Origin of the sequence: Flagellimonas crocea (assembly GCF_033441595.1) — a bacterium.
GTDB classification, from domain to species: domain Bacteria; phylum Bacteroidota; class Bacteroidia; order Flavobacteriales; family Flavobacteriaceae; genus Flagellimonas; species Flagellimonas crocea.
The window spans coordinates 625,074-638,434 of the sequence record NZ_JAUZVX010000001.1; the positions used below are offsets into that span (position 1 = coordinate 625,074).

A 13,361-nucleotide genomic window follows, 5' to 3' on the forward strand; every position below is an offset into this window, starting at 1 on the left:
CATTTTAACTTAGCCCCAAATAATTGTACTACTTATGAAAAGAAACTTACCCTTGGTACTACTTTTAGCGATAGCCACAAGTGCTTTTTCCCAAAGAAAAAGCGAGCTCTTTGCTGAAATTGATACCCTAAAAACAAAAATTTCCAAAGTGGAGCAGGAATTGGCCATAGCAAAACGAGAGATATCCTCCAGTAATGCTGAAGCTGAAGCCTTGAGATCTGAAAACGCAACGTTACGTGATGCAAATGCAACGCTTTTGGGCAACATGAGCAATTTTTCCCAGCTGTCCAAACAAAACTCGGACAACGTGGACCGTGCCATGGAAGCTTTGGCTAGAAAGGAAAGACAATTGAGCGGAATCAATGATATGATCTCTGCAAACGACTCTACCGCTATAGTTTCACTCACTCGGATAAAGCAGACTTTGGGCGAAAACGCCAAGGTAAGCGTGGAAGGGGGCGTTATCTTAATCAGCAATAGTTTGAGCACACTTTTTGGCTCTGACACTTCTAAAGAGTTGACCGAAGAAGGCAAAACATGGTTGGCCGGTGTGGCGGACATCATTAAATCCAATCCCAATTTTAAGACAGAAGTCGAAGGCTTGAACATAACCGGTGAATTTGGACCTACCTACGATCAAGTGGCATCGATAGCTTCAGAATTGGTCACCGCGCTGGAAGTTCCAGCGGAAAAAATCGGTATTTCGGCAAAGGATGGCAACTTCAAGGAAGGCATCAATGTCAAATTGCAGCCGGATTATAAAGGTTTTTATGCCAAGGCCAAGGAAAGTGCCAAAGCAACCCAATAACCTTTACCGAAAAATACTTTTTGCAATTTTGATGCGTTCTTGGTAGTGTAAAATCAATAAAAAACCAGACTACCTTATGAGTGGAGATCAAATCCTTCAGTTATTTGCTTTTTTGCTGCCAGCCGTTGTGACCGGTGCGGTCGCCTTCTATTTTTTCAGATTGCATACCCGGAATGAAGATGGGCGCAGACGATATTTATTGCACAAGGATTCCCAAAAGGAAACTTTGCCCATACGTTTGCAAGCGTATGAGCGCATGGCCCTATTTTTGGAACGCATTGCATTGAACAGCCTAGTGGTACGTGTAGCGCCGACCAGTAAAAATAAGGGTGATTACGAAAACTTGCTTATAAAACAGATTGAAACCGAGTTCGAGCATAACTTATCCCAACAAATTTACATGTCGGATGCTTGTTGGAATATTATCAAAACGGCGAAGAACACCACGATTCAGATAATCCGTTCCGCGGGAATGAGCGAAACCGATTCTCCCGATAAACTTCGAGAAGATATCCTTAACCAGACCATGGAAAAGGAATCACCGTCCAATGCTGCCTTGGCCTATGTTAAAAAAGAGGTGAGCGACCTTTGGAAATAAATTATTCCTGTTTTTCAGGTTCGATAGGGCTTGTTTCGTCGTTCTTGTTCTTGGCATACAGATAACCGCGCTTCCACCACAAGGTCATCCGTTCTTTGTTGAATATCAATGAGTTTGTGGTGAGAACCGTTGGCGTATAGTAAAAATTGATGATGGCATTCTTCTGGTTTGCCACCAACTTCCCGATTCGGATATTTTGGTTCTCGATACGGTCCAACATAAACCCAAAAATGGTAGTGATCAAATCAAACGGGTTTTTAGAGGACATACGGTTCAAGTGGTTAACCTCGGTATGAAGTACAATTACATCCACTTCCGTAGCGCCACGCAACAAAGCCTCCTCAATCGGAACTAAAGTGCCAAGTCCGCCATCTGCATATTCACACCCATCCTTTTTGACTAAACTCATAAAAGGCGTGTAATTGGATGAAATCCAAATCCAATCACAGAACTCATCGTAGGTACAATCATTAATGGATTTGTACTCCACCTGATTCAGCGATAAATTTGATACCGTCACCACAACATCCACCTTGCTCTTTTTAAGCTTATTGAATTCTTGGACGGTAATGGAGCTACGAATCAATTTTCTGAGGTTCTCGCTTTCACCAAAAGTTTTTTTACCCTTGATAAAATTTTTGATCACGTTCCAATGGTTGATGGCAATGGTCTCTACCCCGTGTTTTTTCTTGATGATAAATGGACAATTATTGAAGATACTGTCCTGATTGACATTTGAATAGATATGTTTGATCTTATCCAATTTGTTCAGCGCCAAATGGGATATCAAAAGGCTTCCTGTGGATGTTCCAACGAACAGATCGTAATCATGTTTGGCCTCTTGAATCAAAAATTGGGCAACACCGCCCGCAAAGGCACCTTTGCTACCTCCTCCCGAAATGACCAATGCCCTCATTCACCTAAAGTTTTCTCCAAATATTGCTTTTCTTCCTGACTTAACAAAGGGTAAAGTCCCTTAATGCGGGCAGTATTCCCTTCGGACTGTAGAAAGTCGCCCAAAATGGTACGGGCCGATTTTTTAAAGTGCCACACGTGATGATTGCACGCATCCACAAGGTTTTTGAGCACGATATCGGTAAAGCCACCAATATTTTTAAGGTACTCAAAAGCTATCAAACGGGTCTCAAAATGATGTTCCGCACCTGTGTAACCGCTCAATTCGTCAAAATACAGCGCCTTTGAATCGGGATTATATTCAGGAGTGACCAAAGCCAGGGTCAACCAAAGCAATCGAATATTCTTATTTGGAAAACCTGTGATACCATCGGTTTCATTTAGGTATTTGCTCCTGTTTTGTGGAAAATCCGTCCATAATCGATACAAAGCAGCCTCTTTGGTGGTATAGCTTTTATCCATTAAAAGGCTTTCCATCTGCATTTGTAGCTCTGTGGGAATTTTGTCTTGGGAAAGGATTGTGGCCTGCCTGGTCTTTAGATCTCCAGACTGAAGGATAGTGCCCAAAAAATCGGCCGACAACTTGTCCCCATAATCCAAAACAAGGTTTTCCTTTAATTGACGAGATTTTAATTTTCTCCAATTACGCTTTAATAGTGCTTCGGCCTTGTCGGGTTGCTCGGATATCTGTTTTTTAAGCTCAAAATACATTTTAATGGATGCATTCTTTTCCTGCAAAAATGAAACTACCTGATTATAGGGGAAATCTGGGTTCTGTAACCACAGCTTTTCAAAATCCCCAAGATTATCGTTCGCTGTTTTTTCAATTTCCGCTATAAAATTGGGAATGGTCACGTTCTTAAATGCGTATTTGTCTAGGTAGTTTTGAACCCCTTTTTTAAAGGCCGTCTCTCCTAACCTGTCTTGAAGCATCACCAAGGCCCATGCGCCTTTTTCGTAGAAAGTTAAGCTACCTGCTCCAGAATTACGCAAAGCTTCACCCTGATCATCCTCGGAAAAGTTCCGCAGCGCTTGTGCGGTCTTCAACAAATGCCAATAAAAATAGTCGTCTCCAAAAATATCCTTTTCTGCCAAGTAGGCATAATACGTGGCAAAGCCTTCGTGCAACCAATGGTGCTCGCTACTGGTTTCGGTGACCAGATCGCCGAACCACTGGTGGGCCAATTCATGCGCATTGATGTTTACGTAATTCTTGTCCACAAAAGCCGTGGAATCTATTACATATTGATTGGAAAATATGGTGCAGGTAGTGTTTTCCATCCCTGCGTAGAGAAAATCCTGAACGGGCACCTGCTTGTAGTTCTGCCACGGATACGGAATGCCGATTTCAGTTTCCAAAAAGTCAAAAATATGCTTTGTATATCGGTAAGTGGGCTCCACTTTTGCAAAATCCGTAGGTTCGTAGTACAGCTCAATGGGAACTCCCGAAGAGGATTCAATCGTTTTTTTGTTGTAGTCGCCAATGGCAAAACCGACCAGATAGCTGCTCATGGGCTCTTCCATATCAAACTGCCATAAATATCCATCGGAATCGGGCAGGGCTTCTTTTTTTACAAGATTTCCATTGGCGATTACCGTATAATCCTCCTTCAAAAGAATATCAAGGTCAAACTCCACCTTTTCGGTCATGTCATCAAAACTGGGCAGCCAATGACTGGTATATTTTCCCTGACCTTGGGTCCAAACCTGCTCGTTGTTCCTGACCCCATCATCCCATCCTAAAAAATATACCGTTTGTTTTGGTTTGGCCACATAATCTATGGAGACAATGTGATTCTCCCCCATTTTCATCTCCTTTTTGATGGTGATTTTCTTTCCGTTGTAATCGTAATCAGTTTTGATTCCATCAAGAGAGACCATTGAAAAGTCAATATTTACGGCATCCAAAAAAATGGAATCTACGTCCTCTATCACTTTGAATTGATAGGCAACCTTACCACTGATGCGGTTTTCGGAAGGTGTAGGTTCAATGAGTACATCGGCACGGACAAAGTCCACTTTATCCTGAATTTGGGCGGACAAGAACTGTGCGAACAAGAAAAAAATAACTATGGGGCTCAGCTTCATACCATCATCTTATCAAAAGTCCTTCCAAATTACATATTTTAGTTCGATGAATCCCAATTTTCTGCAAACTCCCATAGCATATTTAAAGGGTGTTGGCCCTAACCGAGCCGATATTTTAAAGGCCGAATTGGGCATTGAGACCTTTAGGGACCTGCTACACCTGTTCCCCAACCGATATTTGGACAGGACGAGTTACTATAAGATCAGTCAACTACAGCCCAGTGGCGCCGATGTACAGGTAGTGGGCAAAATTGTTCATATAAAAATGGTAGAACAAAAGCGTGGCAAGCGTTTGGTGGCCACTTTTATGGATGAAACAGGGCAGATGGAGCTTGTCTGGTTCCGAGGTCACAAATGGATCAAGGAAAATCTTAAGTTGAACGAACCCTACGTGGTCTTTGGACGGGTCAACAAATATGGAAGCACCTACTCGATGCCTCATCCCGAAATGGAGACTTTGCAAAAGCATCAACAGGGATTAAAAATGGTGATGCAGCCCATCTACCCCTCAACAGAAAAATTGGGAAATTTTGGCATCACCAACAGAGTTTTGGGTAAAATGATCCAACAATTGTTCTTGGAATGCAAGGGCAAGTTCCAAGAATCGTTATCCCCCACCATTTTGGAAGAATTAAAATTGATTTCGAAGAGTTCCGCTCTTTTCAACATTCACTTTCCGAAGAATCAAGAATTATTGGCCAAGGCACAGTTTCGTTTAAAGTTTGAGGAACTATTTTTTGTGCAATTGCGATTGATCTCCCAAAATTTACAGCGCAAGCAAAAAATAAAAGGGATGCCTTTTGAAGCCGTGGGCGAAAAGTTTACCGAATTCTTTGAAAACCACCTGCCTTTTGAACTGACCAACGCCCAAAAACGGGTAATAAAGGAAATCCGCAACGATTTGGGCAGCAATGCCCAGATGAACCGACTTTTACAGGGAGATGTAGGTTCAGGAAAAACCATTGTGGCATTGATGTGCATGCTTTTGGCCATCGACAATGGTTTCCAAACCTGTTTGATGGCTCCTACCGAGATCTTGGCAACGCAGCACTACAACGGGCTCAAGGAACTCTTGGAAAACATGGACGTTAAAATTGCGCTCTTGACAGGTTCCACAAAAAAATCTGAACGGACTTTGATTCACAATCAACTGGAAAATGGAAACCTGAATATTTTGGTGGGCACCCATGCTGTTTTGGAGGACAAAGTCCAGTTCAAAAACCTAGGTTTGGCCATTGTGGACGAGCAGCACCGTTTTGGTGTAGCGCAACGGTCAAAGTTGTGGCATAAAAATCAGACGCCTCCTCACATTTTGGTAATGACGGCTACGCCTATCCCCAGAACGTTAGCCATGAGTCTTTACGGTGATTTGGATATTTCGGTCATAGATGAACTACCGCCTGGCCGTAAACCCATCAAAACAGTCCACAGGTTCGACAGTAACCGTTTGAAAGTATTTCGGTTTATCAAAGATGAGATTAAAAAAGGAAGACAGATCTATATTGTTTATCCACTGATTCAAGAATCTGAAGCTTTGGATTACAAGGACTTAATGGATGGGTATGAAAGTATTGCCCGTGATTTTCCACAGCCAGAGTTCCAGATTTCAATAGTTCACGGACAAATGAAGCCTGGCGACAAAGATTATGAAATGGAACGCTTCGTTAAAGGAGAAACACAGATTATGATTGCCACTACGGTAATCGAGGTTGGTGTCAACGTACCGAACGCCTCCGTAATGATCATTGAGAGTGCCGAGCGGTTTGGCCTATCCCAGTTGCACCAGCTTCGTGGGCGTGTGGGGCGAGGTGCGGAACAAAGTTTTTGCATTTTGATGACTGGCCATAAATTATCAGAAGATGCCAAGACCCGTTTACAGACCATGGTGCATACCAACGACGGTTTTGAGATTGCGGAGGTGGATCTTAAACTGAGAGGGCCAGGCGATTTAATGGGCACACAACAGAGCGGCATGTTGAACCTTAAGATTGCCGATATTGTAAAGGATAATCAAATCCTGAAGACGGCCCGTTACTATGCCATCCAATTGCTGAAAGACGATCCAAGACTGGAAAAAGCAGAAAATGCGCCTATTTTAAATGCCTATTCCAAAATGATGGCCAACAAAACCATTTGGAATTATATTAGTTAGCAGCGATTTAGGTTTGTAATTGCAAGATGATACGATTCTCCAAGCTTCTTTGTTATAAATTGAAAATCAACACTTACCATTTGTTAACTTTAAAAATAACCCATTGAAATTGCGGTTGAACATCGTAATTTTACAACTAACCGAAAATCGGTTTACACACAAATTTTAACTTTGTAGGCTTACAAATTATTGAAGACACAATGAGCAAGACACTTTTTGATAAAGTTTGGGATTCCCACGTGGTGAAGCATATTGAAAATGGTCCAGATGTACTCTTTATTGACAGGCATTTGGTCCACGAAGTAACGAGTCCCGTAGCTTTTTTAGGATTAAAGAACAGAGGAATAAAAGTATTGTATCCAGAGCGCACCTTTGCGACCGCAGACCACAATACTCCTACCCGCAACCAGCACTTGCCCGTTAAGGACCCCTTGTCCGCCAATCAGTTAAAGGCTCTGGAAGAAAACGCCAACGCCCACAACATACCCTATTGGGGACTTGGACATAGGAAAAACGGCATTGTGCACGTAATTGGTCCAGAAAACGGAATTACCGTACCTGGGGCCACCATTGTTTGTGGCGATTCCCACACCTCCACGCACGGTGCCTTTGGTGCCATCGCTTTTGGTATCGGTACCAGTGAAGTGGAAATGGTACTCTCCACCCAATGCATTATGCAGCCCAAACCAAAGAGTATGCGGATCAATGTAAATGGGGAATTGAGCGAAGCAGTTACCCCGAAAGATGTAGCGCTCTTCATTATTTCCAAATTGTCCACCTCTGGTGCAACTGGGTACTTTGCCGAATATGCAGGCGATGTCTTTAAAAATATGTCGATGGAAGGCCGTATGACCGTTTGCAACCTCAGTATTGAAATGGGTGCCCGTGGCGGTATGATCGCTCCAGACGAAACCACGTTTGAATACATTAAAGGAAGGGAATATACCCCAAAAGGCAAAGATTGGGACGCTGCCATGGAATACTGGAGCACACTCTATTCTGATGATGATGCCGAGTTTGACAAAGAGGTGACTTTTGATGCCAGCGAAATTGAACCTATGATCACTTTCGGTACCAACCCTGGAATGGGCATCGGTATCAGCAAGGACATTCCTTTAGCAGAAAGCATCGACGGTTCTCCAGCTACGTACAAAAAATCCTTGGAATACATGGATTACAACGAAGGTGAGGCCATGGTGGGCAAACCTATCGATTTTGTGTTCCTCGGAAGCTGTACCAATGGTAGAATTGAAGATTTTAGAGCTTTTGCCTCTATCATAAAAGGAAGAAAAAAGGCCGACAATGTGACCGCTTGGTTAGTTCCCGGTTCCCACAAAGTGGAAGAGGCTATCAAGGAGGAAGGCATCTTGGATATTTTGACCGAAGCTGGTTTTGAATTGAGAGAGCCTGGCTGTTCCGCCTGTTTGGCCATGAACGACGATAAGATTCCCGCTGGGAAATATGCGGTAAGTACCTCCAACAGGAATTTTGAGGGAAGACAAGGACCAGGAGCCCGTACCTTATTGGCAAGTCCATTGGTGGCAGCTGCTGCAGCCGTTACTGGAAAAGTGACCGACCCAAGAGAATTGATGCACGAAGAAATATTGGCGTAACAATAAACACTGCACAATTAGCAATGAACAAATCCATTGGTAATTGATAATTGACAACTGAAAATTGAAATAAAAATGGCTTACGATAAATTCAACATACTAACAAGTTCAGCGGTACCATTGCCCATAGAGAATGTGGATACCGATCAAATCATTCCCGCACGATTCCTAAAAGCTACCGAGCGTAAAGGGTTTGGGGACAATTTGTTCCGTGACTGGAGATATAATTCCGATGGCACGCCAAAAGAGCAATTCGTACTGAACAATCCTATCTACTCAGGAAAAATCTTGGTAGGTGGCAAAAACTTCGGTTCAGGTTCTTCAAGAGAGCACGCAGCCTGGGCGGTATACGATTACGGTTTTCGCTGTGTGGTATCCAGTTTTTTCGCTGATATTTTTAGAGGTAACTGTCTGAACATCGGCGTACTTCCTGTTCAGGTAAGCCCAGAGTTTTTGGACAAAATCTTTAAAGCCATTGAAGCTGACCCAAAAACGGAGTTGGAAGTTAATCTGCCGGAACAAAAGATTACCATTTTGGCAACAGGTGAGAGTGAAAGCTTTGACATCAACAATTACAAAAAACAGAATATGCTCAATGGTTTTGATGATATCGACTACTTGCTGAATATTCAGAAAGACATTGAGAAATACGCCGAAAGCACTCCTTTATAATTCATTGCTCGGAACACTACGGCACACAAAATGAAAACACGCACCATAGAAATCATGGACACCACCCTGCGGGATGGTGAACAAACCTCTGGGGTTTCCTTTTCGGCTTCGGAAAAGCTCACCTTGGCAAAGCTTTTATTGGAAGAGCTCAAAGTAGACCGTATCGAAGTTGCCTCTGCCCGCGTTTCCGAAGGAGAATTGGAAGCTGTGAGAAAGATAACAGATTGGGCGGCTAAGGAAGGCTATATTTCCAAAGTGGAAGTGCTGACTTTTGTGGACAACGGCGTATCGCTGAAATGGATGCAAGAGGCTGGTGCAAAGGTTCAGAACCTACTCACCAAGGGTTCATTGAACCATTTAACCCATCAACTTAAAAAGACTCCAGAACAGCATTTTACAGAAATTGAAAAGGTAGTTTCCGAAGGGAACAAATTAGGTATAGACACCAATGTATATTTAGAGGATTGGAGCAACGGGATGCGCAATTCCAAGGACTACGTTTTTCAGTTTTTGAATTTTTTGACCCAACAACCCATAAAACGAATTTTGCTTCCAGACACTTTGGGCGTATTGACCCATACCGAAACTGGAGCGTTTTTCAGGGAAATCATTGAAAGATACCCAAATACTCATTTTGATTTTCACGGTCACAATGATTACGATCTTAGCGTAGCCAATGTGATGGAAGCTCTAAGAGCTGGCGCCCACGGATTGCACCTCACAGTAAATGGTATGGGCGAACGCGCGGGCAACGCACCTTTGGCAAGCGCCGTGGCCGTTATCAACGACTTCTTACCCGAAATTAAGATTGGAGTAAAAGAAACATCGCTTTACAAAGTAAGTAAATTGGTGTCCGCCTTTACCGGTGTCAGCATACCTGACAACAAACCTATTGTTGGTGATAATGTATTTACTCAAACCGCTGGAATACATGCAGATGGGGACAGTAAAAAGAATCTTTACTTTAATGATTTGTTACCTGAACGTTTTGGCAGGAAACGCAAATATGCGCTGGGCAAAACATCAGGAAAAGCCAATATTCAAAAGAATCTTCAAGAACTTGGGTTGACCCTGAACGATGACGAACTGAAAAAAGTCACGGAACGCATCATTGAGCTTGGGGACAAGAAAGAACGAGTCACAAAAGACGACCTGCCCTATATCATTTCCGATGTACTGGACAGCAATCTGCATCAGCAAAAAGTTTTTGTGAAATCATACGTTTTAACGCATTCCAAAGGACTGAAACCCTCCACTACCCTTTCCATAGAAATTGAAGGTAAAATCTATGAGGAAAATGCTCAGGGGGATGGTCAATTTGATGCATTTATCAACGCCTTGAAAAAAGTATACAAAAAAGAAGGTCGAGAATTGCCCAAACTGGTGGACTATGCGGTGCGTATTCCCCCAGGCAGTAATTCCGACGCCCTTTGCGAGACCGTAATCACTTGGCAGACCAAGGAAAAAGATTTTACCACCCGCGGACTCGATTCGGACCAAACGGTATCTGCGATAAAAGCCACGGAAAAAATGTTGAATTTGGTATAACAGACTTTGATAATTGTTTATTGATAACTGATAATTGATATAATGAAACTAAACATAGCACTCTTGGCCGGAGATGGAATTGGCCCCGAAGTAATTGATCAAGCCGTAAAAGTATCCGACGCCGTAGCTGCAAAGTTCGGTCACGAAATTAGCTGGACCCCAGCCCTAACCGGTGCTGCAGCCATTGATGCGGTTGGCGAACCTTACCCGGACGAAACCCACGAAGCCTGTGTTGCTGCCGATGCCGTCCTTTTTGGAGCCATTGGCCACCCGAGATTTGACAATGACCCTTCTGCCAAGGTACGTCCCGAGCAAGGTTTGTTGAAAATGCGCCAAAAACTGGGGTTGTTCGCCAATGTACGTCCGACCTTTACTTTTCCATCTTTGATAGATAAATCGCCATTGAAAAGAGAGCGTATCGAAGGAACGGATTTGGTATTCCTACGTGAACTTACAGGAGGTATCTACTTTGGCAAAAGAGGCCGTGAGGACAACGACAATACTGCTTACGATACGTGCACCTATACACGTGCAGAAGTAGAACGTTTGGCCAGAAAAGGTTTTGAAATGGCCATGCAGCGGTCCAAAAAGCTTTGTTGTGTGGACAAGGCCAACGTTCTGGAAACCTCGCGTTTATGGAGGGAAACCGTTCAGAAATTGGAAAAAGACTATCCAGAAGTGGAAGTATCCTATGAATTTGTGGATGCTGTAGCCATGCGTTTGGTACAATGGCCAAGTGCTTACGACGTTTTGATCACAGAAAACTTGTTCGGTGATATTTTAACGGATGAAGCTTCCGTGATTTCAGGATCTATGGGATTGATGCCATCAGCCTCTTTGGGGGAAAAGACTTCCTTGTTTGAACCCATTCATGGTTCTTACCCACAAGCTGCCGGAAAGGATATTGCCAACCCATTGGCCACCGTTTTATCCGCAGCAATGATGTTCGAAACGGCATTTGGACTTAAGGACGAAGCCGAAGCCATCCGTGAGGTCGTGAACAAATCATTGGCTGAAGGTGTGGTTACCGAAGATCTTGCCGATGGCGGAAAAGCATACAAGACCAGCGAAGTTGGTGATTGGTTGGCCAAGAATATTTAATCAACCCTACATGAAAACCAAAAAGAAAGCCCCGAAATTCGGGGCTTTTTTAATTCATTATAAAAATAAATCTCTAACTATTTCTTCACCATACTAAAATATCGAGGCGTCATTCTGAATTTATTTCAGAATCTCATCATTTTAGTATTTCAATCTTAATGAGAACCTGAAACAAGTTCAGGTTGACGAGAGCTTTAATTTTTCATAAACCTTTTCCTTTGGAAAAAACTCGAACTGACAATCTTGCATTTTACAAAATATAGTCAGTACTCAAAAAGTTACTCACTTTAGCCTCCATCAATTGCTCTACCGTCTGTACGTTCAGGTTGTTGTCCTTGAATGCTACAAATGTTCGGATAGAGAATGAACGCAGGGCATCGTGTACGCTCAATGTGGACTGGGCGGAATCCTTTCTTCCCGTAAACGGATACACATCCGGGCCACGCTGGCAGGAACTGTTCAGGTTTACGCGGCACACCAAGTTCGCTAAAGTATCGATCAGCGGGGACAAGGTATACACATCCTTACCGAACAAGCTGACCTGCTGTCCGTAGTTTGATTCGGCCATATCATCCAAGGGCTCTTCAATATCCTGAAAGGAAAGTACAGGAATTATTGGCCCAAATTGCTCTTCTTGATACACCCGCATATCCTTGGTTACAGGATAAAGCACTGCTGGCCATATGTAATTGTCAAAATGCTTCCCTCCTTTTTTGTTGATGATTTTGGCACCTTTCGCCAAAGCATCATCCAACAACTCCTGAATGTAAGCAGGCTTATCGGGTTCAGGAAGTGGTGTCAAGCTAACGCCGTCGTCCCATGGATTACCGAATTTTAATCCATCGACCTTCTCCGCGAAATTCTTTAGGAATTTATCCTTGATTTCATCGTGAACGTAGACCACTTTTAACGCGGTACACCGCTGCCCATTAAAGGACAAGGTACCCGAAATACACTCGTTGATGGTCAAATCCAATTCAGCATCGGGAAGTACAATGGCGGGGTTTTTGGCTTCCAAGCCCAAAACCAAACGCAATCTGTTGCTCTTGGGGTGTTGCTCTTGTAATGCATTCGCTGATTTACTGTTTCCTATCAAGGCCAGCACGTCCACCTTTCCTGTTTGCATTATGGGAGCCGCTACGGTCCTTCCTCGGCCGAAAAGTATATTCACCACTCCTTTTGGAAAACAACTCTGAAAAGCTTCCAGAAGTGGCGTAATCAACAAAACTCCATGTTTTGCCGGCTTAAAAATGGTCGTGTTCCCCATGATGATAGCGGGAATCAACAAAGCAAAAGTCTCATTCAACGGATAGTTATACGGCCCAAGGCACAACACCACTCCAAGAGGGCCTCTACGGATGTGGGCATAAACGCCATCATGCTTTTCAAATTTGGCGTTATTGCGGTCCAATTGCTTATATTCCTCAATGGTGTCGTAAATATACTCAACGGTACGATCAAACTCTTTGTAAGAATCTGGCTTGGATTTTCCTATCTCCCACATCAAAAGCTTAACCACTTGTTCACGCTTTTGCTCCATTTTCTTCACGAAGGCTTCCATGCACTCAATACGGTCCTTCACTTTCATGGTTGGCCATAGCCCCTGCCCTTTGTCGTAGGCTGCCAAAGCGGCCTCCAAAGCATCCAAGGCTTCGGCTTCTCCCATGTCGGGTACACTTCCCAAAGTTGTTGGGGCATATTCCTCCGTGGATGATATGGTAGAGATTACAGGACTGGTATCACCGTCCCATTTACGTAATTCTCCATTGACCAAATATGTTTTTTGATGAAGCTCTTCGGTAATTTGAAAAGCTTCCGGAATTTTGTTCTTTGTTGTTGCCATTAGTTGTTATTATTGATTCTTGT

At 43.3% G+C, this 13,361-nt stretch carries 10 protein-coding genes; 7 read left to right on the forward strand and 3 right to left on the reverse strand.

The features are described 5' to 3' along the window. Positions 1-34 precede the first annotated feature (34 nt). Positions 35-808 carry a hypothetical protein gene (locus tag SD449_RS02900; RefSeq protein WP_318308622.1) on the forward strand — a complete coding sequence of 258 codons (774 nt, stop codon included), beginning with the start codon at positions 35-37 and terminating at the stop codon, positions 806-808. 76 nt (positions 809-884) lie between these two features. Continuing rightward, positions 885-1,406, forward strand: a complete 522-nt coding sequence (locus tag SD449_RS02905) for a DUF7935 family protein (protein WP_318308623.1) — start codon at positions 885-887, stop codon at positions 1,404-1,406. Between the two features lies 1 nt (position 1,407). Here the strand turns inward: SD449_RS02905 and SD449_RS02910 are convergent, their stop codons facing one another. Then, positions 1,408-2,322 (reverse strand): patatin-like phospholipase family protein, encoded by a 915-nt coding sequence (locus SD449_RS02910; RefSeq protein WP_318308624.1) that lies wholly within the window; start codon positions 2,320-2,322, stop codon positions 1,408-1,410. Further along, positions 2,319-4,409, reverse strand: coding sequence for a M1 family metallopeptidase (locus tag SD449_RS02915; protein ID WP_318308625.1), 2,091 nt, complete (start codon positions 4,407-4,409; stop codon positions 2,319-2,321). The genes SD449_RS02910 and SD449_RS02915 overlap by 4 nt, the downstream gene beginning before the upstream one ends. A 46-nt stretch (positions 4,410-4,455) precedes the next feature. Here SD449_RS02915 and recG point away from each other — a divergent pair, with 46 nt between their 5' ends. The 5 genes from recG to leuB all read left to right on the forward strand — a co-directional run bounded on the left by recG (position 4,456) and on the right by leuB (position 11,495). Next, positions 4,456-6,561, forward strand: coding sequence for an ATP-dependent DNA helicase RecG (gene recG / locus SD449_RS02920; RefSeq protein ID WP_318308626.1), 2,106 nt, complete (start codon positions 4,456-4,458; stop codon positions 6,559-6,561). Positions 6,562-6,761: 200 nt separating this feature from the next. Then, a complete protein-coding gene (gene leuC, locus SD449_RS02925) occupies positions 6,762-8,174 on the forward strand; it encodes a 3-isopropylmalate dehydratase large subunit (RefSeq protein ID WP_225604537.1) in 1,413 nt (470 codons plus the stop codon). Positions 8,175-8,249: 75 nt separating this feature from the next. Then, positions 8,250-8,846: a 3-isopropylmalate dehydratase small subunit gene (leuD, locus tag SD449_RS02930; RefSeq protein WP_318308627.1), complete on the forward strand. Its 597-nt coding sequence runs from the start codon at positions 8,250-8,252 to the stop codon at positions 8,844-8,846. Between the two features lie 30 nt (positions 8,847-8,876). After that, positions 8,877-10,394: an alpha-isopropylmalate synthase regulatory domain-containing protein gene (locus tag SD449_RS02935; RefSeq protein ID WP_318308629.1), complete on the forward strand. Its 1,518-nt coding sequence runs from the start codon at positions 8,877-8,879 to the stop codon at positions 10,392-10,394. Between the two features lie 42 nt (positions 10,395-10,436). Then, positions 10,437-11,495: a 3-isopropylmalate dehydrogenase gene (gene leuB, locus SD449_RS02940; protein ID WP_225604538.1), complete on the forward strand. Its 1,059-nt coding sequence runs from the start codon at positions 10,437-10,439 to the stop codon at positions 11,493-11,495. Between the two features lie 250 nt (positions 11,496-11,745). Here leuB and SD449_RS02945 read toward each other — a convergent pair whose 3' ends face one another. Further along, entirely contained in the window at positions 11,746-13,338 is a 1,593-nt protein-coding gene (locus tag SD449_RS02945) for an NADP-dependent glyceraldehyde-3-phosphate dehydrogenase (RefSeq protein ID WP_318308630.1), read from the reverse strand. Between the last annotated feature and the right edge of the window lie 23 nt (positions 13,339-13,361).